The 24,225-nt window shown below is 44.2% G+C and carries 19 protein-coding genes and 1 other RNA gene; 3 read left to right on the top strand and 17 right to left on the bottom strand.

Translation table 11 applies throughout. The annotated features are described in order from the left end of the window. A complete protein-coding gene (locus DW251_RS13355) occupies positions 1 to 1,113 on the top strand; it encodes an anaerobic sulfatase maturase (protein WP_118301439.1) in 1,113 nt (370 codons plus the stop codon). Positions 1,114 to 1,376: 263 nt separating this feature from the next. Here the strand turns inward: DW251_RS13355 and DW251_RS13350 are convergent, their stop codons facing one another. From DW251_RS13350 to DW251_RS13330, 5 genes are all read right to left on the bottom strand, one after another. Beyond that, positions 1,377 to 2,654, bottom strand: coding sequence for an L-serine ammonia-lyase, iron-sulfur-dependent, subunit alpha (locus DW251_RS13350; RefSeq protein ID WP_118301438.1), 1,278 nt, complete (start codon positions 2,652 to 2,654; stop codon positions 1,377 to 1,379). A 172-nt stretch (positions 2,655 to 2,826) separates the two neighbouring features. Continuing rightward, on the bottom strand, positions 2,827 to 3,078 hold the full coding sequence (locus DW251_RS13345) for a hypothetical protein (protein ID WP_021869187.1): 252 nt from the start codon (positions 3,076 to 3,078) through the stop codon (positions 2,827 to 2,829). Between the two features lie 104 nt (positions 3,079 to 3,182). Continuing rightward, positions 3,183 to 4,418, bottom strand: a complete 1,236-nt coding sequence (locus tag DW251_RS13340; protein WP_021869186.1) for a dicarboxylate/amino acid:cation symporter — start codon at positions 4,416 to 4,418, stop codon at positions 3,183 to 3,185. A gap of 81 nt (positions 4,419 to 4,499) precedes the next feature. Further along, complete coding sequence (locus tag DW251_RS13335; protein WP_021869185.1) at positions 4,500 to 5,675, bottom strand: MalY/PatB family protein; 1,176 nt, start codon at positions 5,673 to 5,675, stop codon at positions 4,500 to 4,502. Positions 5,676 to 5,943: 268 nt separating this feature from the next. Then, a complete protein-coding gene (locus tag DW251_RS13330; RefSeq protein ID WP_118301437.1) occupies positions 5,944 to 8,049 on the bottom strand; it encodes a sigma 54-interacting transcriptional regulator in 2,106 nt (701 codons plus the stop codon). A 186-nt stretch (positions 8,050 to 8,235) separates the two neighbouring features. On the opposite strand from DW251_RS13330, the gene DW251_RS13325 reads away from it, so the two are divergent. Continuing rightward, a complete protein-coding gene (locus tag DW251_RS13325; RefSeq protein ID WP_021869183.1) occupies positions 8,236 to 9,096 on the top strand; it encodes a DNA glycosylase in 861 nt (286 codons plus the stop codon). A gap of 111 nt (positions 9,097 to 9,207) precedes the next feature. Here DW251_RS13325 and DW251_RS13320 read toward each other — a convergent pair whose 3' ends face one another. The 5 genes from DW251_RS13320 to hrcA form a co-directional block, all read right to left on the bottom strand. Beyond that, positions 9,208 to 9,771, bottom strand: coding sequence for a hypothetical protein (locus DW251_RS13320; protein ID WP_021869182.1), 564 nt, complete (start codon positions 9,769 to 9,771; stop codon positions 9,208 to 9,210). Positions 9,772 to 9,786: 15 nt separating this feature from the next. Continuing rightward, positions 9,787 to 10,929 (bottom strand): molecular chaperone DnaJ, encoded by a 1,143-nt coding sequence (gene dnaJ, locus DW251_RS13315; protein ID WP_118301436.1) that lies wholly within the window; start codon positions 10,927 to 10,929, stop codon positions 9,787 to 9,789. Positions 10,930 to 11,112: 183 nt separating this feature from the next. Continuing rightward, positions 11,113 to 12,984 carry a molecular chaperone DnaK gene (dnaK, locus tag DW251_RS13310; RefSeq protein ID WP_118301435.1) on the bottom strand — a complete coding sequence of 624 codons (1,872 nt, stop codon included), beginning with the start codon at positions 12,982 to 12,984 and terminating at the stop codon, positions 11,113 to 11,115. Between the two features lie 139 nt (positions 12,985 to 13,123). Next, the gene (grpE, locus tag DW251_RS13305; protein ID WP_118301453.1) at positions 13,124 to 13,705 is read right to left on the bottom strand and encodes a nucleotide exchange factor GrpE; all 582 of its coding nucleotides are present in this window, start codon (positions 13,703 to 13,705) and stop codon (positions 13,124 to 13,126) included. Between the two features lie 17 nt (positions 13,706 to 13,722). Beyond that, the gene (gene hrcA / locus DW251_RS13300; protein WP_118301434.1) at positions 13,723 to 14,769 is read right to left on the bottom strand and encodes a heat-inducible transcriptional repressor HrcA; all 1,047 of its coding nucleotides are present in this window, start codon (positions 14,767 to 14,769) and stop codon (positions 13,723 to 13,725) included. A gap of 297 nt (positions 14,770 to 15,066) precedes the next feature. Between hrcA and DW251_RS18620 the strand changes: the two genes are divergently transcribed. Further along, the gene (locus tag DW251_RS18620) at positions 15,067 to 15,537 is read left to right on the top strand and encodes a 3D domain-containing protein (RefSeq protein WP_347474667.1); all 471 of its coding nucleotides are present in this window, start codon (positions 15,067 to 15,069) and stop codon (positions 15,535 to 15,537) included. 222 nt (positions 15,538 to 15,759) lie between these two features. Here the strand turns inward: DW251_RS18620 and DW251_RS13290 are convergent, their stop codons facing one another. The 7 genes from DW251_RS13290 to DW251_RS13260 all read right to left on the bottom strand — a co-directional run bounded on the left by DW251_RS13290 (position 15,760) and on the right by DW251_RS13260 (position 24,055). Further along, positions 15,760 to 18,084 (bottom strand): SpoIID/LytB domain-containing protein, encoded by a 2,325-nt coding sequence (locus tag DW251_RS13290; protein WP_021869176.1) that lies wholly within the window; start codon positions 18,082 to 18,084, stop codon positions 15,760 to 15,762. A 90-nt stretch (positions 18,085 to 18,174) separates the two neighbouring features. Next, a non-coding RNA gene (ssrS, locus tag DW251_RS13285) (6S RNA) lies at positions 18,175 to 18,354 on the bottom strand. Positions 18,355 to 18,508: 154 nt separating this feature from the next. Continuing rightward, positions 18,509 to 19,006 carry a cytidine deaminase gene (gene cdd, locus DW251_RS13280; RefSeq protein ID WP_118301432.1) on the bottom strand — a complete coding sequence of 166 codons (498 nt, stop codon included), beginning with the start codon at positions 19,004 to 19,006 and terminating at the stop codon, positions 18,509 to 18,511. A 101-nt stretch (positions 19,007 to 19,107) separates the two neighbouring features. Beyond that, positions 19,108 to 19,557 (bottom strand): Cys-tRNA(Pro) deacylase, encoded by a 450-nt coding sequence (ybaK, locus tag DW251_RS13275; RefSeq protein ID WP_243034969.1) that lies wholly within the window; start codon positions 19,555 to 19,557, stop codon positions 19,108 to 19,110. 117 nt (positions 19,558 to 19,674) lie between these two features. Then, entirely contained in the window at positions 19,675 to 21,372 is a 1,698-nt protein-coding gene (locus DW251_RS13270; protein ID WP_118301430.1) for a DEAD/DEAH box helicase, read from the bottom strand. A gap of 478 nt (positions 21,373 to 21,850) precedes the next feature. Next, complete coding sequence (locus DW251_RS13265) at positions 21,851 to 22,810, bottom strand: GTP-binding protein (protein ID WP_021869583.1); 960 nt, start codon at positions 22,808 to 22,810, stop codon at positions 21,851 to 21,853. A 12-nt stretch (positions 22,811 to 22,822) separates the two neighbouring features. Beyond that, positions 22,823 to 24,055 carry a CobW family GTP-binding protein gene (locus DW251_RS13260; protein ID WP_118301429.1) on the bottom strand — a complete coding sequence of 411 codons (1,233 nt, stop codon included), beginning with the start codon at positions 24,053 to 24,055 and terminating at the stop codon, positions 22,823 to 22,825. Positions 24,056 to 24,225 lie beyond the last annotated feature (170 nt).

The raw sequence follows: 24,225 nt of genomic DNA, 5'->3' as shown, positions 1-24,225 counted from the left end.
ATGCCACCAATCAGCGTGCTTATGAAACCATCATCCGGCATGTGCAACATGCACTGCGACTATTGCTTTTATTGTGATGAGGCCCAGAAACGTCTGCAGAAGTCCTATGGGTTCATGTCGGATGAGACACTCAAAAATGTAATACGAAAGACCATCCTGCGGGCGGAAGGCGTTATTTCCTATGCTTTTCAGGGTGGCGAACCTACCCTTCGGGGACTCGATTTTTTCAAGAAGGCGGTTGCCTATGAAAAACAGTATAACCGCAATCACATCAAGGTGCAGAATGCTTTTCAGACAAATGGTTATCTTTTGGATGATGAATGGTGTGCATTTTTCAAGGAAAATAACTTTTTAGTTGGGCTTTCCTTAGACGGTATCAGAGAAACCAATGATATTTACCGCCATGCTGCCGGGTGCGGATCCGTGTTTGAGCGCATTTTCGGCGCTGCCAAACTTCTGCAAAAGCATGGTGTAGACTTTAATATCCTTACCGTTGTAACGGGAAATACCGCTGCACACATTCCTGAAATCTATGAGTTTTACCGTAGAAACGGCTTAGGATATCAGCAGTATATCGCCTGTCTGGATCCCTTAGAGGAACCTCATGGGCAAAATCCTTATGCCCTCTCACCAAAACAGTATGGGGAGTTTCTGATCACACTATTCCACCTATGGTATAAAGACTGGAAAAGGGGCCGCCAGCCGTACATCCGCCAGTTTGAAAACTACATCGGCATCCTAATGGGATACCGCCCGGAGTCCTGCGACCAGTGCGGTATCTGCAACATACAAAATGCCGTGGAAGCAGACGGCAGTGTGTATCCCTGCGACTTCTATGTACTGGATGAGTATAAACTAGGAAATTTTAATACAGATCAGTTGGATTCGATTGACAGGAAGCGGACGGAAATCGGTTTTATTGAACGCTCCAAAAAACTGAAGAAGAGCTGCCTGTCCTGTCCATATTTTTCCATCTGTCGCGGTGGATGCCAGAGAAACCGTGATCTGGATATGGCAAGTGGACTTTATGTAAATTATTTCTGCGAAAGTTATAAAATGTTTTTCGACGCCTGTCTCCCGCTCATGAAAGAAGTTGCTGCAGCCGCGCAATGATTGTTACCCAAAAGAAAACTCTAAATATTCCTTTTCTCTTCAGAATTTATGGAATATTTAGAGTTTCTTTATTTCAGACTTACTAATGTATTTTATCTGACTTACCGGGCATTGAATGTTCTTTCAGAAGAATGTGATCTGATTCAGTCAGAGCTATATCGCAATTCAAAGTCTGTTTTAAAACGTAACTATAAAATCATTTCCAGCACCATTCATTTTCCAAAACTCCATAGAATTCCTCCTTCCAAAGGTTTTGCACAATATTACTTATTCTTTCCGTCAAGAATATCCACAATGGTCTTCTCTGTTCCTGTCATACCAGGTGACGCAATCAGTCCCATATTGTGCATGGTCTCTTCCGGAGTTGCACCGTTGATACCATGGGCATTGTAAATATATACATCGTCCATAGCCAGTTCTACAGAGTCAAAAGCTGCGTCTACTGCCACAATACCTTTCATGGTACATCCCTGGTTGCCGCCATCACAGATCATACCTGTAATACTGCTTGCCATGTTGTTGATGACTTTTTCCATCGTTTCTGCGTCGGCGCCTTTTAACCATGCCAGTGCACAGGCCATTCCCGTTCCTGCTGCAATAGCACAGCCGCAGAAGGCAGACAGCTTGCCGGAGTATTCCTTAATGTACATACATACCAGATAGCTTAATGCAGTAGCACGAAGAAGCTGCTCATCTGTATAGTTATTGATCTTGTATACAGCATATAACGGCATAGTTGCAATAATACCATGGGCACCGGAACCGGTGATGCTCATAGCCGGTTTGGAAAGACCGATGACTCTCGCCTCAATGGCTCCGTTGCAGAATAATGAAGCAGTCTTTCTTTCATCTTCTGATACCAGAACCCCACCATTCTTCTTTAACAGATATGGTCCGTAGGTAGTCTTTGGACTCTTTAAGCCTTCCTGAAGCAGCTCGTAGTTTACTTTATATGCTTCTTTGATAAAATCCAGTTCCTGTGCAGAAACAGTATTTACATACTCTACCATCTGCGCCAGGGTATACTGATGGATCAGCGGTGTAGCCTCTTTACTCTCCTGTGCTGCTTTTGCTTCTTTTTCAAATACTACAGTTCCATTTTCTGTGATCTTTGTAATATTAGTGTGGGCATCCTGAATAGTAACAACTGCCTCTGAAGTCTCACCTGTTACAGTTGCTTCAATGAAAATGCGGCTGGTAATACTGCTCATGGAAACTGATATCATTCCCGCTTTGATCATTTCGCCTGCAGCTTCTTCCTCTGCCTTTCCAATACCTTCCAGACATTCCAGACCCTTCTTTGGATCTGCAGCAACAGCGCCTAAAGCAGCAGCGTAATAATTTCCCACCTCACTTGTTCCCGGAATACCGCAGGTAAAGGCATTTTTATACATACCGCTGTTTAATCTTAAACCCACCCCTTTTACAGTGCCTTTTATATGGGCTTTTGCTGTGGATACAGCAAAAGCAATGGCTCCCGGTTCTGTAACGCCAAGAGCTGGTTTCATATCACTTTTTATCAGTTCTGTTAATGCATGCATCTTATTTTTCTCCTCAATTCTATGATCCCAAAGACTTTGCAAAAAGGATGCTGCAAAATGTTCCTATCATTTCACAGCATCCCCCTTTACTCACTCTGACATCGCTTACGCGATCATTTACATTTTTTTATATCGTATCCTAATGAACGATCCTAAATAAAGATCTCTTTAATTACTTTAAAACCTCTGCCAGATTTAAAGTAGTAGTTCCGTCTTCTTTTACGAAGCATGGAATTCCAAGACGTTCTGTACCGCGGATCTGTGCATACAGATCAGAGTTATCACGCAGATTTAAGTATGCTTTAAGATCTGCATGGCAGGATAAAATGTCTTTAAAATCAATTTCAGCCCCTGCTGCAGCAAGCTGCTGTAAAGCATAAAGAGTGTCTGGGCAAAGATGACTGCCGATTACTGTAACTTTCATAGTGATTTCTCCTTCGTCTTTTATGTATTTTTGTATTGTATGCATAAATCCGTGCCAACGCGCTCCACTGCCTGCACTGGCAGGCAGCTTATCCATTAAATGGATCACCCATTGATTTTTTTGTTGATCCAGTCCTTGCCTTCTACAAGACGTGTGATCATCATAGAAGCAACAGCATCACCAGATGCATTTAAGCAGGTAGCCATTGGGTCTACTAAGAAACCGATGGTTGCGATCAGTGGGAATGCTTCTCCTGGGAAACCGAACAAGCTGACAATAAGCATTTCACCTACAAGGCCGCCGCCTGGAGCTCCGGATAATACAAATGCACTTAAAACTGCTACTGCGATTGCCATTGCATAGGTTCCAACGCCTGTAAACTGCATGTTGAATACACCGTACAGGAAAGCGATCTTTGTAATAGCGGATAATACAGAACCATCCATATGCATGGTAGCACCCATAGGAAGAACGATATTACTGATATCCTGAGGTACACCCATCTTATCACATGCTTCCTGGTTTACAGGGATGGTTGCACATGAACTCTGTGTTGCAAATGCAGTAATAGCCGGGTTGAAGATGTTCTTTGCCATGGCTTTTACGCCTTTCTTTCCGCCTGCAAAGTAAGCATATAACGGGAAGAATACAACGCCGTAAACAATACACATTGGATAGTAGATCAGCATGCAGCGGCCATAATCACCGATCAGCTGAGGACCAAATTCACCTACCAGGTTTGCAAAATATGCACCAAGACCAAGAGGAGCAAATTTCATGATCATATCAACGATCTTCATGATGATGTCATTTAAGTTGCACATTACTTTACCAAATGGGCTTTCCTGTCCGCCGCACTTTGCTACTGCAAGACCGGTAAAGATAGCTGCAACAATGATCGGAAGCATATTCTTTCTGCTCATCAGACCGGAGAAATCATCTACAGTCAGTGTACTAACGATCATATCACCAACACTTGCCATTTCTCCCATTTCACCGCTGGTCATCTCAATAGTGGTGTTTGCAGCTGGTGGGAATACATTTACAACTACCAGTACCAGAACAGATGCGATCAGTCCGGTTACAATAAATACACCGATCAGGGAGCCAAGGATCTTTCCAAGACGGTTCATATTTAACATACTTCCTACTGCATTAACAATAGAAACAAAAACCATAGGTACTACGACCATAAACAGCAGGTTGATGAATACATTGCCAATTGGTGCAAGTACCGTTGCTTTCTCTCCTAAAATCGCTCCAAGGATCGCTCCTAAAATAATTCCTCCTAAAAGGATCAGCGGGAAGCGGTAGCTTTCCCAGATTTTCTTCTTGTCCATAATTTCCCCCAAAATTATCTCGTTTTGTATTGTTGTAAATTATATTGTTTTAAATTGCACTGTTTTAAATTGTACTGTATTTTATTTATCCAGTGCATCTACAGCATCTTTTAACTGTCCCAGAGCTTTTTCCAGTACGCTGCGTGGGCATGCTACATTCAGACGCATAAATCCGGTCAGGCTTCTTCCAAAGGTATATCCTTCATTTAATCCGATCTTAGCCTTCTCGATCATAAACTTTCTTAATTCTTCATTGCTCATTCCCAGATCACGGCAGTCTAACCATACAAGGTAGGTTGCATCCGGGATATTTGGCTTGATCTGAGGAATGTTCTTTTCACAGTATTCCTTAACAAAATCAAAGTTTGCAGACAGATAAGGAAGTAACTGGTCTAACCACTCGCGGCCTTCTCTGTAAGCAGCCTCAATGGCAACAGAGCTGAATGCATTGTTTCTGTGGATATCCATGGAACTCCAGTAGCGGTCAAAATCTGCCTTCATTCTCAGATTTGGGAAAATAGTGGTAGATGCCTGAAGACCAGCCAGGTTGAAGGTCTTTGTTACGGAAACACAGGTTACTACGTAATCATGGATCTCTTTGGAAATGGTAGCGGTTCTGGTGTGCTTCTTTCCGTGGAAGATCAGGTCGGAATGGATCTCATCGGAGATCAGCATTACGCCATTTTCCATACAGATCTTAGCCATCTTTTCCAGATCTTCTTTATCCCATACAAGGCCTAATGGGTTGTGAGGGTTGCACAGTAAGAATACTTTACATTCTTTTACCTTACGTTCAAAATCCTCGTAATCTACATGCCAGCTTCCGTTTTCTTCTACCAGAGGATTTTCTACTACTACACGGCCAATTGCCTCTGGAATATCATAAAATTCGGAATATACAGGAGTCTGGATCAGGACCTTATCTCCTGGCATGGTGTAGATCTTCATCAGAGCTGCCATAGTCTGAACAACACCAAGGCACCAGCTCATGTGGGAAGTTTCAGGCTTCCAGCCATAATATTTTTCTTCCCATTCCTGTACTGCTTCAAAGTAGCTTGCCGGTCTGGAAGTATATCCCCAGATCCCCTCTTCTGCTTTCTTTTTGCATGCATCAATGATCGGCTGGGCAGTCTTAAAATCCATATCAGCTACCCATAATGGGATCACATCTTCGGTTCCGAACTTCTTAAGTCTTTCATCATATTTAGAAGAACGGTTGTTGCTTCTGTCGATCACTTCATCAAAGTTGTACTTCATTGCTGTTTCGTATCCTTTCTTTCCCGTTTCCGGTTGATACTTATATATTAAGCAAGTTACATGCCAACTTTTATTTTCCCCGATTTTTTATTGTTTTTTGTTAAAACAATGGTTTTTCCACTTATTTTCTGGCTTTTTGGAAAATTTTGGTAATTTAAGGACAAGTCATTTTCAGGTATTAAATGGTTAATTGGTTATATTGGTTGATTTATTAGTTATTAAATGGTTGCCTAATTGGTTGTGACCTTTTTATAAATGATTCAAAGGATCATTTCTGTTTTTCCAGTTTTTTCAACCCTTTTTCCGTGATCCGACTTCCGCCTCTGCCCCTTCCAACCTGGAGCAGCCCTTCTTTTTCCAACTCTTTCAAAAGATCTCTTGCCTGTTTCTGGGTCATAGGAATGTGATCTTTTTTTGCTGCCTCTAATATTTTCTCCCTTCCCACTGTTTCTCCGGCTTTCCAGGCAAGTGCCAGCTGTTTTAATACAAACTGCTTTTTAGCCTCTGTATCCATATGACCGGAATAGGTTGAACCTTCTTTCAGCTGTGTGGTTCCTGTTTTCACGTTTTCATTTTCCCCACTGCTTTCACCTGGTCCTACTACATCCAACCCCACTCCTACTACTCTGGTCATGGTAGGCGGCAGGTCGGAAAGCTCGATCACCGGTTTTGCCAGATAATTAAAATATTCCACTGCATTCTGCAGTTCTCTGATGTTTCCCGGCCATGGATGCCTGCGCAGAAAAGCCTTCACTTCTTCTGATAAAGTAAAGTTTCCACCCATTTTCCGCATAAAGAAATCAAACAGCATAAAAATATCATCTCCCCGCTTTCTGAGAGGCGGTATCTCTACTGTCAGTGCATTTAAACGGTAATACAGGTCTTTTCTGAAACTGCCTTCCTGTATCTTCTTCTCTAAGGCTTCATTGGTAGCTGCCACAATACGCACATCCACACGGATAATGCTGCCGCCGCCCACGCGCATGATCTCCCCTTCCTGGAGAACACGCAGAAGTTTTACCTGCATGGAAAGGCTCATTCCTTCCACTTCATCTAAAAATAAAGTTCCGTGGTGGGCAAATTCAAAAAGACCGGGACGGCCGCCTTTTTTGGCTCCTGTAAAGGCGCCTTCTTCATAGCCGAACAACTCGCTTTCCAGAAGATTTTCCGGCATGGCAGCCACATTAATGGCAATAAAAGGACCGGCTGCCCGCCCGGAAGCCTGATGGACTGCATGTGCCATCAGCTCTTTTCCAGTACCTGTCTCTCCAATGAGAAGCACAGGGCTTTCAGTTGCTGCCATTTTCCTTAAAATATTAATGGTTTCTGTAATAGCATCTGAATTTCCTATTACGTCATCGAAGGTATAACGGGCATAATGGCCTTTCTGCATCAGCTGTCTTCGCAAGGCATTCTGGCGGGACTCCTGCTCATTAAACTTCTGTAGCATGGCAAAGGCGCCGATACAGTCCTCTTTTCGCACCACCGGCACCACTGCCAGGGAAACATTGGTTCCAAAGAGGCGGATCACCTTCTCAGGAACTGCCTTTTTCTCCCGGAGCACCTGATAAAAAGGAATATAGGGAAATACCTCTTCCCCCTTCTTTCCCATAGCCAGTTCTTCAGAAATGCGGGCGATCTGACAGGCCTTTTTGTTACAGACAAAAACCTCTCCTGTTTCATTTACACCGATCAGACCTTCATCCAGGCTTTCCGCCAGAATATGCATCTGGCTTTCCTGCCTGCGGCTTTTAGCATACATCAGGTCAAAGCTGTAGTGATTGGAGGCCACTACCTTAGCATAATTCATAAAGCTTTCTGTTTCCGGCAGATATTCCAGTCCCAGACGCAAAGCTATTTCTACCATCATTCCATAGGAACAGGGACGGTGATCACAGTCGATCACTGTTTTTACAGAAGGCGGCACAAAACGGGATTCACCGGGAGTTACCGCAATATCCACCGGTTCTTCTAAAACAGCGCCGGGATAATAAGGAATGAACTGCAGATGGTTTACTCCAAGAGAGCTTAACTGGGTAATAGCCTCTCTTGCCATATTACTGGTAACATTCACAAACAACACTTTCGTTCCTTGTGGTATCTCAAACAGTTTTTTTAGGGTTTCCCAGTAAAAAGTAACCTCAATGGACATGATCTGACTATCAATAGGCACATGGCGGGCCTCTTCTTCTGCAGAACCATAGGCATCTGTAGATATAGCAAACAGATCCGCTCTTGGAAGCACTCCGGCAGCTGATCCATCTCTTACGCTATACCCCACTACTTCCGCATATTCACCAAAAAGATCTCTTACTTCTTTTGTATAGGAAGCACCGGCCAACGGATCCAGCGCCACAACTGCAATTTTTTTCATCGTATTTTACACCAACCCTTTTATATACTCTTAAAATCCTGTTACGGTTCATGCGGTTCATGCGCTGCATGACCAGCAACGGATCTGCCAAAAAACGTATCTGTTTTTTCTTCCGTATTTATGATACCATTGATGATATTCCTAAAACAACTGTTTTATAAACACAATACTGTTTGGAGGCATTTTATGACATTTACATATAAGATCCCCTGTTTTGATCTGGAGCAGACTGCCGGGTCAGGACAGGTCTTTCGAATGATACCGGCGCCTGGGCGTACAAATACCTGGCAGGTTATAAGCCAGGGCCATGTTTGCTTTATTCGACAGGAAAATGACATCTTTTTTCTGGAATGTGGACCGGATTTAGAAAATTTCTGGAAGAACTATTTTGACTTAAATACAGATTATGAGAAAATGATCGCATCCATCACACCGGACGATCACTATCTGAAAGCAGCCTCTAAAGCCGGACAGGGCATCCGCATCCTTCGTCAGGATACATGGGAAATGATCATTACTTTTGTGATCTCACAGCAAAAGACGATCCCTGCGATCCGGGCGTTGGTGGAAGCCCTCTGCAGCCGGTATGGGACAAAGATTGACCAGTTTTATGCATTTCCCACACCTGAACAGCTGTGTCAGGCTTCTTTAGAAGATCTCCTTGCCCTGAAACTTGGCTACCGGGCCAAATATATCTACCGCCTCTGCCGAGACGCTGTAGCTGGACGTCTGGACCTGGCGCATTTAAGCAAGTTGGATTATACCGCTGCCATGGAGTATCTTACCGGCTTTTACGGCATTGGCAAGAAAGTAGCCAACTGTGTCTGCCTTTTCGGTTTGCATCACATTGACGCCTTTCCTGTGGATACCTGGATTGAGAAGATCCTAAACGAACATTATTATGATGCTGAAAAATACAAAGATCTGCCTAAAGCCAGACTTTATGACCAGATGATCACCGACTCTTTTGGATGTTATAAGGGCTATGCGGGAGTCATGCAGCAGTATATCTTTAATTATGAACGCAATGTAATACACGGGAAATAATTTGCAGATCCGTGAGCGCCTCACTGCGCACTTTCAATATGTATAGCAACAAAAAATGAGAAGAGGCATATCTCATCCTCTTCTCGTTTTTTTGATCTATCTTAGATCCATTTATTTCTCTGTGATCTCAAATATCTTCCAGCTTTTCCGGCTTCGTCCCACTGCATACTGCCTTGTGATATTTTCCTTTGTTTCATCCGGCCACTGTTCATCTAAGGAAACCTGGACTACTTTATAGGAAGTATAGCCAAGAAGTGTGGCATGGTTGTCATACTGGGATTTTTCATCCCCATATTCCTCTTCGGATAAGGTCTTAAAACCATGCACCAGAACGTCCTGTGGATAAATACCATTTTCAAAATCAGCCTGCATACTATCAAAAGGAACATTTTTTGCCAGATCATCAGAAAGGATTTTCCCGCTTTCCTCAAACTGGACCATTGCATTATACCGCAGATACATTCCCACTGCCTGTTCTGCTTCACCTACCGGCATGGACTCAAATTTGATATGCCTTGGCTTTGCGTCATCTGTAATAGTATATTCCTGGCTTAACCGGTTTAATGCCTCATTCCGGCTGTGTACTGCGATTGCAAGCATCAGTCCGAAACCTACCACTGTCAGAATAAAGATCTTCCAGGGCGGCACTGTATTTTTTCTCTTTTTTATCAGCATATTGCAGAGGTTCTCCTATTTAAAAAGCCCTTTCTTCTTTGGCTTTTCTCCTTCTGGTTCAATTCCGTTCATCAGGTCATCATAGCGCTTTAATGCATCCTTCTGAGCCTGATTCATACGCTCCGGCACCTTGACTACCAGTGTTACATAATGATCGCCGCGCACATTGCGGTTACGCAGGGATGGAACGCCTTTTCCCTTTAAACGTACCTTGGTATCGGTCTGGGTACCTGGTTTTACCTCATACTCTACTTCACCGTCTACGGTCTTGATGCGGATCGGACCGCCTAATGCTGCCTTTGCAAAGGAGATCGGTACAGTAGAATAAATGCTGGTATCCTGGCGCTTGAAGATTGGATGCTGGGATACTACTGCCTCTACTAACAGGTCGCCTCTCTCGCCGCCGTTTGTTCCCGGCTCACCGCCGCCAGCCATACGGATACACTGGCCATTGTCAATACCTGCCGGGATAGAAACTTTAAATTTCTTGCGAACAGTCTTGTATCCGGTACCATAGCAGTTCGGGCATTTTTCCTTAATGACTTTACCTGTACCGTTACACTCCGGACAGGTCTGTACATTCTGAACCTGACCAAAGAAAGACTGCTGTGTATACATGATCTTACCTTTACCATTACACTTGGTACAGGTCTGTGGGGAAGTACCTGGCTTTGCGCCAGTTCCGTTACAGCTTGAACATACTTCCTTATAGTTGATCTCAATCTCTTTTTCGCAGCCAAATACAGCTTCCTCAAAGGTAATGCGGACTGCTGTTCTTACATTTGCCCCCTTCATAGGACCGCTTCTGGATCTGGAACGGCCGCCGCCGAAAATATCACCGAAAATATCGCCAAAGATATCTCCCATATCTCCGCCGTTAAAATCAAAGCCGCCGAAACCGCCGCCATAACCAGCGCCGCCGCCCTGCTCAAATGCAGCATGGCCGAACTGGTCGTACTGCTGACGTTTCTGAGGATCGCTCAGTACGCTGTAAGCCTCTGAAGCTTCCTTAAACTTTGCCTCTGCCTCCTTGTCACCAGGATTTGCATCAGGATGGTATTTCTTGGCAAGTTTTCTGTATGCTTTTTTCAGGGTATCTTCATCAGCGTCTTTTGAAACACCCAGAACTTCATAGTAATCTCTCTTATTCTCTGCCATGTTGTTTACCTCTTATCACTGCTATTTCTTTCTCTGCCGGGTCCAAAATGCCCTTTGTTTAAACAGACGGTAAGGCCCGGAAGGGGATATCTCCCCTCTCGGACCCGTCCATTAGTTCAGACATGCTAGCTTGCAACACACTTTCCCGTCCAAAACAGCATATGTCTGAACCGTTATATAATCTTACACTTCTTTGAAGTCAGCGTCAACTACATCATCATCTGGCTTGGAGCTTCCTGCATTGCCTGCATTTGCACCACCCATGTTTGGACCTGCACCTGCACCAGCCTGCTGTGCTTGCTCATAAACCTTTGCAAACAGCTTCTGGGCGCTGTTCATCAGTTTTTCTTTACCTGACTTGATATCTTCAACCTGGGCATCAGTCATCTGATCAACCGGCGCTCTGTTGATAGCTTCTTTCAGTGCATTTAAATCAGCCTCAACCTCAGCCTTGTCGTTAGCATCGATCTTGTCGCCAACCTCTTCCAGAGCCTTCTCAGTCTGGAATACCATAGAATCAGCATCATTTCTTGCATCGATCGCTTCCTTACGCTTCTTATCCTGAGCCTCATACTCAGCAGCCTCTTTAACAGCCTTATCAATATCTGAATCAGACATGTTAGATCCGGAAGTAATGGTAATATGCTGCTCTTTGCCTGTTCCAAGATCCTTAGCAGATACATTTACAATACCGTTTGCATCGATATCGAATGTAACTTCGATCTGCGGAACACCTCTTCTTGCTGGTGGGATACCATCCAGACGGAACTGGCCTAAGGTCTTGTTATCTCTTGCAAACTGACGCTCGCCCTGTACAACATGGATATCAACAGCGGTCTGATTATCAGCTGCAGTAGAGAAGATCTGGCTCTTTCTGGTAGGAATGGTTGTATTTCTCTCGATCAGTCTGGTTGCTACACCGCCCATGGTCTCAATAGACAGAGACAGTGGAGTTACATCCAGAAGAAGGATATCTCCGGCACCTGCATCGCCTGCTAACTTACCACCCTGGATAGCTGCACCAATTGCAACACACTCATCTGGGTTCAGGGACTTGCTAGGCTCTTTGCCGGTTAACTGTTTTACTTTCTCCTGTGCGGAGATCATACGTGTAGAACCACCAACTAACAGTACCTTGCCAAGCTCAGCTGCGGTAATACCAGCATCCTTCAATGCGTTCTGTACCGGGATAGCTGTACGCTCGATCAGGTCATGTGTCAGTTCATCAAATTTAGCTCTTGTCAGGTTCATATCCAGATGCTTTGGACCTTCTGCAGTAGCTGTGATGAATGGCAGGTTGATATTGGTTGTAGTCGCAGTAGACAGTTCCTTCTTAGCTTTCTCAGCTGCTTCTTTTAATCTCTGAAGAGCCATCTTATCGCCGGAAAGGTCTACGCCTTCTGCCTTCTTGAATTCAGAGATCATCCAGTTGGTAATTGCATTATCGAAGTCATCACCGCCAAGGTGTGTATCACCGTTGGTAGAAAGAACTTCAATAACACCATCACCGATCTCAATGATAGATACATCGAATGTACCACCACCAAGGTCATATACCATGATCTTCTGCTCTTTTTCATTGTCAAGGCCGTAAGCTAATGCTGCTGCTGTAGGCTCGTTGATGATACGCTTTACATCCAGACCAGCGATCTTACCGGCATCCTTGGTTGCCTGACGCTGTGCATCGTTGAAATATGCAGGAACAGTGATAACTGCTTCGCTTACAGTCTCGCCCAGATAGCTTTCAGCATCTGCTTTCAGCTTCTGAAGGATCATTGCGGAGATCTCCTGTGGAGTGTATTTCTTTCCATCAATGTCTACCTTGTAGTCAGTACCCATATGACGCTTGATAGAAGCAATGGTTCTGTCTGCATTGGTAACTGCCTGGCGCTTAGCAGGCTCACCTACCAGTCTTTCTCCTGTTTTTGTAAATGCCACAACAGATGGTGTGGTTCTTACGCCCTCTGCGTTAGCGATAACGGTTGGCTTTCCACCTTCCATAACGGCTACGCAGCTATTAGTTGTACCTAAGTCGATACCAATAATCTTACTCATAGTTTTTTCCTCCTGTTATATATGTTTGATGAAAAAATCATAATAAATGTTCCACTCAACTAAGGCTCGAAAAGACCTCGCCAAGTTTCGGGAACGACTTTCGCACTAAACTCGAAAAGACCTCGTTAAGTGCTCAATGTCAGTTTGCTACTTTTACCATGCTGTGTCTTACAACACTGTCACGGTACATATAGCCTTTCTGAAGTTCCTCAGCTACGATATTCTCTCCTAAGCTTTCATCTTCTACATGCATCACTGCATTGTGGAAGTTAGGATCGAATGGCTGTCCGGCTGCCTCAATGGCTTTTACACCGGCGTCTTCTAAGACTTTCTGGAACTGCTTATATATTTTTTCCATTCCCTCAGCAAAAGCTGTATTTTTTTCGCTCTCCGGAATGGAAGCTAAGCCTCTTTCAAAATTATCAACTACCGGAAGCATACGCTCGATGATGTCTTTTGCACCCATCTCGTACATGGTAGATTTTTCTTTTTCCGTTCTCTTGCGGAAATTATCAAATTCTGCCATCTGGCGTTTTACCCGGTCGGTAAGTTCTTCTATTTTTTCATCCTTAGGATCTTTTTTCTTTTTAAAGAAGCCCTCTTTCTCAGGTGCTTTTTCTGTGGTCTTCTCTTCTGCACTTGTTTCAGTGTTCTCAGAAGCAGTCTCCTCAGAAGCTTCCTGTTCCATATTGGACGGATCCTTCAGATCTTCATTTTTCATTTCTTCGCTCACTGCTATCACCTTTCATCCTTTTTAAATGCTGCATCCAGCTGGTTCATGAGATTTTTCAAAGTTCCAAGAACTTTTTCATAATCCATTCGCTTAGGACCGATAATTCCTACGGTTCCCCGAAGGCCCCCGCCCAGATCATAATTGGCTGTGACCACGCTGCAGTCCTTCATGGACTGGATCGGTGTTTCATCACCAATGTATACCTGAATGCCTCCATCGCCTTGCTGGTCTGCGTTTACATCGGAAACAAATTCCTGCAGCACTTCTTTTTGTTCTAATGTTCCGATCAGCTTGCTGGCCTTTTCTCCTTCAGCCAGTTCCGGATACCGGAAAATGTTGGTCGCTCCGCTGGTATAGATCTGCAGGTCCTCGCCGCCCGCTTTAATAGCTTCTGCGACTTCATTCAGTACCAGTTCGATCACCTTACTGTGAATGCCTGCATCTTCTTTCAGCTTGCTGATAATCCCAAGATTGATCTCTTCAATGGTCAGTCCGTTTAAGCTGCTGTTTAAGAGGATGTTCAGATTGAGAAGTTCCTGTTCTCCCAGATCTTCGCCAATATCGATCATGGTGTTCTTGATGATGTTGCCTTCCACAACCACTACCACCAGAAGCTTATTTGCTTCTACTCTGGAAAGCTGTATGAATTTCAGCTTTGTCTTGTGGTAGCTTGGTCCGCTGATCATCGCTGCATAATTGGTATTTGCCGCAAGAGCCTGAGCCATTTTCTTAAGGACCAGTTCCAGTTTATCTACTTTCTGGACCATCACATCCTTAAATTCTGTGACTTCATTTTCTTTCTCCTGCATGATCTGGTCAACGTAGAACCTGTATCCCTTATCAGAAGGAATACGTCCTGCTGATGTATGTGGCTGTATAATGTAGCCCATCTCTTCCAGGTCTGACATCTCATTGCGGATGGTGGCAGAACTGAGTTTCAGTTCCGAATACTTGGAAATCGTCCGGGAACCCACCGGCTCGCCTGTTTCCAGATAAGTCTTTATGATCGCTTTTAATATAGTGACCTTACGCTCATCCAACTGCGCATCCATGTGTTCCTGCCTCCTGTTCGCTGTTTCTTTTGTTATTAGCACTCAACTTATTGGAGTGCTAACATCTACATTGCATAATATATTCCTTTATAAAGAATTTGTCAAGGGCTTTTTGCGCATTTTGTGTTTTTCTTGACAGATTTAAAAAAATGTGGTAAATATTACTTTATCGTTCATATATTACAAAAGTGTTACATATATTTATAATATATTAAAAATACATTGCAAATATTATGAGGCATTGTGAACGACCGCAGTCCTTGTCCTTTCCGACTGCAAAAGGAGGTAGAAATGAACATGAAGAAACTATTAACCACGACTTTTATCACTGTATTTTTTATAATTGGCTCTGCCTTTTGTGCATTCGCTTCTGAAAATGACAGTTCCGAACAGACACAGCAAACAGAAGAAGCTGCAAACGATCAGGATCAGCAGGAAACAGAAGCTGCCGAAAACGTTGAAGAACCGGCTTCCCAGATGGTTTCCCTGGGTGTTTTTAAAACTACCGGTTACTGCCCTTGCAGAAGCTGCTCCGCAGGCTGGGGAAGAAACACCTGTACCGGTGCCGTTGCCAGCTCCCAGCACACCATTGCTGTTGACCCAAGAGTGATCCCATATGGAACCAGGGTTATGATCAACGGGGTGGTTTACATTGCCGAGGACAAAGGCGGCGGTGTAAAAGGCCATCACATTGATATTTTTTATGATACACACGCAGAATCAAAAAATCACGGAATACAGAATGTAGAGGTTTTCTTATTAGCCTAACCATATGATTAAATAATATATAAAGCCAGTCTGCCAGCTGCCTTTGGCAGTGGCTAACAAGATATTGGCAAAAGCTGTCACCGGCAGCTGCTTCCAGATACATAACAACTAAAAAACACGGTCAGGAAATATTTCCGTTTCCTAAACCGTGTTTTTTTATGCCCGTATTCTGTTTTCCCAGACCAGGTCTCTGCCTCCGGCTGCCAGCCAGACACATCGGTCTTATTCTGTCCTGATCTCCGCTCCATGATAGAAAAAATCAAGGATGTCTTTATACGTCTTTCCTGCCTTTGCCATGCTGTGGGCGCCGTTCTGGCTCATTCCAACTCCATGTCCGAAACCGCCGCCGTATACCCGGAATACAATGCTTCCGTCCTCTGCCGTGCGCTTCTCAACGGAAATAAACGCACTTGGAAGGGCTGCCGTTCCTGTCATATCGCTTCCGTCCTGTTTCTTTATTACAAGTTCCGTATTTCCAAGCATACTTCTTACCTGGCTCTGGCCTTTGATCTTGTAGCTTCCTCCATCGCCTTTTACTTCTACTTCAGAAGCAATGCCGCCTAAACCTCTGGATACTACATTTACATCGGTTACATTTCCCACTCCCGGGATCTGTGCGGAAAGGATACTGGCTTTAATATCCACATGCCAGCGGAACATAGGATAAGAAGCATCATAAGAAGTAATGTTTTTTGACCGTATGTAATCATCAAAAGTATCATTATCTTCCATAGTCAGCTCTCTTGCGCCTTTTTTGATCTGCATGGAACGCAGGTAGGGCAGAGCCGCCCCTTCATTGCCCCATACACTTCCATCTGCCCCATGGCCGCAGGAAGTGGAATAATAAAAGGCTTCTATGGGCTTATCATTATAGAAAAGCATCTGTCCACAGGTCTCATTTACTGCCTGGTCTGTACGCTCGCTGGTACTTATATTGTTGTACACCTGGAAATTGGTGCTGTCATCCACATGGGCACCATACTGCCCGTAGGCATTTCCCTGGATCTGGCGGTAGGCATAAGTCCGGGCACACACTGCCTGGGCTTTTAATGCCTCTTTTTCATAAGACGCAGGCATTTCACTTGGAACTACCTTCTTTAAATAATCTTCCAGGTACAACTCGTTAATAAGGACTAAGCCGCCCTCTTCTGCTTTCACTTCTATAGAACCACTGTAAGTAGGCTGTCCCTGGCCACGTTCTAAGGAAGTGACGGTAATTCCTTCACTGTCTTCCGGTTTTAAGATCATACGTCCGTTTTCCAGCTTTTTATCAGATGCTTCGTAGGAGAATGTATCCCCTTTCTTAAAGGAGCTTTCCTGATTTTCTCCGTTTTCCTTTTCGTAGATCAGTTCCCCATCGCAATTTGCAGTAAGTTCTATGGTATCATGAAAGATCTGCTTAAAACCATTATCCATGATCAGGACGCGGATGGTTTCCGCATCAAATGGCTGTTCCAGAACAGCGGCACAAAGCTTTCCGTCAGCTGCCACAAATTCCTGCAGATCATAACCTACCAGGATGTTTCCTTTTCCAAGGACCTGGAAATCCCCGTAGGTCTTGTATACATGAAAATTGTCATCGATGGGTACGCAGCCATAGCCTTCCAGTTCAATAGACTCATCCGTCACTGCAAGGACCTTTCCACGGACCCGTTCTTTTTTCACAGTGATCTTTTTCAGCTTTCCCTTTTCCATATGCAGGTCAGCCACACAGGATCTCAGTTCTTCATTCTTCTCTTCTGCCTGGGATGCCAGTTTACCTTCTGCTGTAAAAGTTCTTACATATTTGCCGATGTAAACCGTAAACTGATCTTTTTTTACATCAGAGACCCATATATTCTTATAAACAGGCTCCTCGCTTACGATCTGGGTCATACCTGCCATTTCCTGGCCTCTGGCCCAGAAACGGATCTCGCAGTCAAGATATGCGTCCAGAGCCAGTCCCTGAAAGCCAAAGGTACCTTCTGTTGTATAAGCAGTCCAGCTTTCGGCCTGTTCCATATTAGAAGGTGTGCCAAACAAAACAGCGGAAACTTCTTTCATATTTCCATCTTTGTCCGTCTCTTTTACAATGGCCTTATAAAGCTCCCACCAGTCATTTCTTGAAAATGTCTTTTTCTTATTCCCTCTGGTCATTCCCACCTGTTTTTCAAGGCCGGATGACAGCTTTTCTGCTACCGTATTTACATCCTCATATGTAAGATTTCCCTGGGCAGAAGTAAGAGTCGCCGGTGTGATCTCTGTATCCAGATAACCTTTTTCATAAAGATAATCCATATATTTTACAAACCAGTTTCCCTTTTCCTTGTCTGTAAAAGAGGAATTTTCCCGTTCAGAAGCCATATCTTCCAAGGTCTGGGGATCTTCAAAAACCAGAGCCAGGGCTTTGGCTGCTTCTGCCCTGGATATTCCTTCTGCAGGAGGTTCCACTTTTACAATGAACACCATAAGCAGGATCACTGCCGCCAGTATTCCTCCCATCCACAAAATCATCTGTTTTTTGTTGATCTTTAGATCCTTTTCATTTAACTTCCCGATCATTTTCATAATATCTGTCACCTTATTCGCACAAGTATATTCAGCAAGCCCATGTACTACAAAAAGAAAGCAGCGAGAACCTCGCTGCTTTTATCTTCTGTGACCCCAAGATGCCGTCTCTTACTTATTGACGCCTAGCAATGCTAGGTGGGCAACCTCACTTAAACTTCTGCCTTCCACGCTTAAAAAGGAGGCATGACATCCGCTTAAAAATATTGGAATCCCTTTAGTCTAATGTAGGTTCAAAATTGGTAAGAACTTCGCACATCCCAGGTATCACATATGCGCTTCATTTATTATGGTGCTATTATAACCCAACATTTTATGTTTTTCAAGCCTGTTTTTTTAGTTAATATTGTTATATATTGTTAGTATTTGCGTCTTGATTTCAGGTATTAAGCTGAACTGTAACACCCGTATTGTCCTGCCGGATCTACGCCCGAAGATTTTCCGGTCCAAAACCTTCCGGCAACAATTGGGATAAGGTATATACCTTCCACTCTTCTTCGGACTTTACCATAATGATCTTAAAATCCGGCTTACAGAATTCCCGCATCACCTGGCGGCAGACGCCACAAGGGGCACAGTAATCCTTTACTACTCCCTTTAAGCCGCCGCAAAGGGCAATAGCTGCAAAGTCACGTTCTCCTTCGCTGACTGCTTTAAAGAAAGCGCAGCGCTCGGCGCATACAGAAGGGGTGTAGGCGGCATTTTCTATGTTATTTCCTGTATAGATATTGCCGTTTTCACTAAGAAGGACGGCGGAAACGTGGAAATGGGAATAAGGGGCATAGGAGTTTTTAATACCTGCAAGGGATTTTGCCGCCAGTTCCCTGATCTGCTCTTTTGTAAGGGTGTCTGAGGTAACAACTGCCTGTTTTTTCTCCATATTGCGTTCCTCCTTTCGGATGTTATCTGCATAATATGCCATCAAAAGCGCAGTCCGTTTTCCGTGATACCTGATTTCATTTACAAACCTGCATTAAGGTATTCTATCTTTTGAGACCGTTTTGAGACGATCGTAACCATCACCTACACAAGTCCAACAAAGGTTCCGTCTACATACTCCCTCAGGTCTTCCGGACTTACAGTGACCTGTACGCCTCTCTGTCCTGCGCTTACCATAATTGTATCATATAACTGGGCAGTTTCTTCAATATATGTTGGAAATTTTTTCTTCATTCCGATTGGAGAACAGCCGCCCCGGATGTAACCGGTGATACCTAACATATCTTTTACGTGGATCATCTCCACTTTCTTCTCTCCCGCTGCTTTTGCCACTTTCTTTAAGTCCAGTTCTTCATCTACCGGGATACAGCATACAAGATATCCCTTTTTCTCCCCTTTTAATACAAGGGTCTTATACATCTGGTCATGATCGATCCCCATCAGGTCAGCAGCATGGCTGCCGGAAAGGTCATTTTCATCTACTTCATATGTTCCTGTTTCATAATGGATCCCTGCTGCGTCTAACAGCCTCATTACGTTGGTCCTTACTTCTGCTTCTGCTTTTTTTCCTTTCAAATTTATCACTCCCTGCATATTGTAAAGACACTCTGGTAGGTTTCAGAGTGTCTTTTACTTTTCTGATTTGAATTTTTATCGTTTGGAATTTGCTTTTTCTACGTGGATATGTTTGCCTTTGATGCGGGCATGGCTCATGGCATTTAATACATCTTCTGCATATTCAGCCGGTACATCTACGAAAGTATAGCCGTCATACATATCAATACTTCCTACCAGACGTCCTGGAATACCGGACTCTCCTGCAACTGCGCCCAGGATATCTCCCGGTGTTACACGCTGGGACTTACCGATATTGATGAACAGTCTTGCCATGCGCTCTTCACCGCCGTTTAATACATAGTCAACAGCTGCTCGGTCGGTAGCGCCTTTGCGGCGGCTGTTATTTCTGCCACGGTCTCTGCCTCTGGAATTTCTGCCATAGCTGTCCAGATCGTCTAAGGATCTTGCAGGCATATAGTTATCAATGATATCTTCATTGTCATCGCCCATGCTCATTTTTAAGAGGGCTGCAGCCAGATCTAAGGAAGTGTAATCATCTTCCATCAGCTTCTTTTCAATGATATTTACGATCTTTGTGAGATCTGCGTCATTTAAAATGTCCTGAACCTGATCTAAGATCTTGTCTGCCTTGATCTCGGTAATGTCATTTAAGGACGGGATGGCCTGTGGGATGATCTTGGTCTTGCAGTAGCGCTGGATGTCACGAAGCTTGTAAACTTCCTTGCCAACTACCAGGCTGAATGCCTTTCCTTCTCTTCCTGCTCTTCCGGTACGACCGATACGGTGTACATAATATTCATCATCCTGTGGGATATCGTAGTTAAATACAGCTTCTACATTTCCTACGTCAATGCCTCTTGCTGCTACGTCTGTAGCAATCAGGATATCGGTACGTCCGTTTCTAAAGCTTTCCATAACGCGGTCACGCTGTACCTGCTTTAAATCACCATGAAGGCCTTCTGCAAAATAACCTCTTCCCTGAAGTGCCTGAACCAGTTCATCTACCTGGCGCTTGGTGTTGCAGAATATGATAGACAGCTTTGGGGAGTACATGTCTAACAGACGGCACATAACCTCTACTTTGTTTTTTGGCTTTACTTCATAATAATACTGGGTCACTTTCGGTACAGTCAGTTCTTTTTTAATCACGCGGACTGTTACCGGATCTTTCTGGAACTTCTTTGCAATGTCAGCAATGGCCTGAGGCATGGTTGCGGAGAACATCAGGGTCTGGCGCTCTTCCGGCAGCTGGCTTAAAATGGTCTCCATATCCTCTAAAAAGCCCATGTTCAACATTTCGTCTGCTTCGTCTAAAACTACGGTATGTACATGGTCCATTTTTACGGTCTTACGGCGCATATGATCCATCACACGGCCCGGGGTTCCTACTACGATCTGGGTGCCATCTTTTAAGGCGCGGATCTGACGGACAATGTCCTGACCGCCGTATACAGGCAGAACCTTGATGCCGTGCATAAATTTTGCAAAACGGCGCAGTTCTTCAGCTACCTGGATTGCCAGCTCTCTGGTTGGAAGCAGGACAACGGCCTGAAGCTTCTTTACCTTCGGGTCTACCTTCTGTAACAGAGGAAGTCCGAAAGCAGCGGTCTTTCCTGTTCCTGTCTGTGCCTGACCGATCATGTCTCTGCCTTCTAATACAACAGGGATCGCCTGAGCCTGGATCGGAGAAGCTTCTTCAAAGCCCATCTCGGTAATAGCTCTTATGATACGGTCATCTAACTGTAATTCTTCAAATTTTGTTACATCCATTAATTGTAAATATCCTCTTTCTATTCTTAATCTAAGTTCCACAGGAATATGGGCCTTAATTTTTCAACATGTCATTGTCCACTGGCCTTCGATTTGCACATGTTCGCCTGTGTCGGATTGCATCCGCCACATTCGTACATCTGCACTCAGGATGTGGACAATCGACAGGTTGAAAACGGCCCATATTCCTGCATTGAGCACGTAAGCGTTCGTCTTCCAGAACACTTACGTGCGAAAGCACTTCGTTGCACTTAGTGAGGTATTCCACGAACTTAGTGCAATCGAAGTTATCATATATTTTTAACATGCAATAGCAAGAAAATGAGAGGCGAAAACGGCACGCACATGCAGGCCTTTCATCCTCTCACTTTCGTACAATCAATAACTATATCAGAGTTTTGTTTTCATGTCAATGTAAGAACTTACACAACTGTTCTTCCTTACACTTCCTGAAAATAGCATTTTCACAAGAACATCACTAGAACTGCACAATGTCCTTGATCTCAGCGGCTTTTTCCACATTTTCGGCATAGAGGACAGGTCCTTCGCCGTGGTAATCTCTCTGGTATTCTACGCCGACTTTAGCGCGTACCTTTACCCATTCTTTGGTCTTGTACTTTTCTGCGTCTTTCCATTTGCACATGAAACCTAAGAATGTCATATCTGCCTCACAGCAGGTCATAGCCATACGTCCCGGAACGAACTGTCCCTTTGGGAATTTCGGGCTTTTTAATACCATTGCGGTAAATTCAACGGTCTTTCCTTTGTAGCGTTCCGGCTGATCCATACAGTCGATGTACCAGATACCGTAGTCTGCAGGCTTGATCTCAATTACATCTGCATTGATATCATATGGAAGATCTTCTTCCAGGGTTGCCTGCTCGATCTCGCCGTTCTTATCTTCCAGAACGATCTCGCTTTCACGGCTCATAGCGCGGATGGTACGGCGATAGGAAGTCAGCTTCTCATCTGCAATTCCATCGCAGCGGTTTACAATGACCAGTTCGGAATTACGAAGCATAGCGCCAAGGAGCGGCTTCATATTCTGGATGTACAGATCAAAGGTAGAACCATCGATAATGGTGATCTGCTGGTAAATGTTCCAGTCATCCGGCAGTTTCAGCTCGTCCTGGTTCCACATACCGTTCCACTCTAAGAGCACACGCTCCGGGCGGTAGATCACTTCCAGCTCATTTAAGTAAGCCGGTGTCAGTTTGGAAAGTTCATCTACATATACAACAGCAGTCTGATGCTTCTTTAACTTCTTTTCATCATATTCTGTATCCCCTTCTTCGCAGACGATCAGAAGTGTTTTTCCCTCTGTCTGGAAGTATTCCTGGTCCATGGTAAATTCCAGAAACTGGGTTTTTCCAGCTTCCAGAAAACCGTTGATCAGAAATACGGGCATTACATCTTCATCTATCTCGTTATTTCCCATTTTTAAACCTCATTAGCCTCTTCCGAATACTTTGTTTAATTCTTCTTCCTTCAGGCTGGCACCGATGACACAAACCTTACCTGTGTAATCCGGCTTTCCGTCACGGATCTCATACTGCTCCGGTACCAGGTCAAAGTACAGCCACTCGCCAGGATTTTCTGTAGGAAGCATTCCCTTTGCTCTTAAAACATCGCCAAATTCCTTGGTCTCTGCCAGACGCTTTAAGATATCTTCCAGCTGATCCTTTGTTACAGGAACGATGGTCTCCATACCCCAGCTGGTGAATACTTCGTCTGCATGATGGTGATGATGATGTTCGTGATCATGGTCATGGCCACAGCAGCAGTCATCGTCGTGGTCATGATGATGGTGATGTTCATGTTCTTCGTCTTCATCATGATCGTGATGATGCTCATGATCATGGTCATGGCCACAGCAGCAATCGTCATCGTGGTCATGATGATGGTGATGTTCGTGTTCTTCGTCTTCATCATGATCGTGGTCATGGCCACAGCAGCAATCATCATCGTGATCATGGTGGTGATGGTGCTCATGATCATGGTCGTGACCGCAGCAGCAGTCATCGTCATCATCATCATGGTGATGATGGCTTTCTCTTACTTCCTCTAACAGGTCATCTAACATGGTATCTCTCTTCTCGATGATCTCAAGAAGCTGGCTTCCGCCCAATTCTGCTAATGGAGTGGTAACGATAGCAGCCTTTGGATTTTTCTCACGGATCATCTCAACATCCTTCTGGATCTTTGCAGTATCAGTAATATCTGTACGGCTGAGTACAACAGTTCCTGCATTCTCGATCTGGTTGTTGAAGAATTCACCGAAGTTCTTCATATACATTTTGCACTTTGCAGCATCTACGATGGTAACTGCGCTGTTTAATGCAACGTCCATATCTGCAGATACATCAATAACAGCCTTCATAACGTCGGAAAGCTTGCCAACGCCTGATGGTTCGATGATGATACGGTCTGGTTTGTACTTGGTCAGTACCTCAGATAAGGATTTTCCGAAATCACCTACTAAGGAGCAGCAGATACAGCCGGAGTTCATCTCACGGATCTCGATACCGGAGTCTTTTAAAAATCCGCCGTCAATACCGATCTCGCCAAATTCATTTTCAATGAGGACTACCTGCTCACCGGAAATAGCCTCCTGTAAAAGCTTCTTAATAAAAGTAGTTTTTCCAGCTCCAAGGAAACCGGAAATAATATCGATCTTTGTCATCGTATGTTCCTTCTTTCTTTATTAATGCCTTCTTTAAATTAGAATTAGAATTAGAAAAGCATTTTGCAATGGGATCTTATGATCCCGTTTGTTCAATCTGTCAATTAGATATTTTGGCACAACCTGACCTTAATGTCAAGTAATGGGCCCCTCTTTCTCATTAACACTGG

The organism is Clostridium sp. AM22-11AC, from assembly GCF_003473545.1.
Taxonomy (GTDB): domain Bacteria; phylum Bacillota; class Clostridia; order Lachnospirales; family Lachnospiraceae; genus Enterocloster.
Note: the sequence above shows the minus strand (reverse complement) of the source record. Positions and strands in the feature narration are given on the sequence as shown.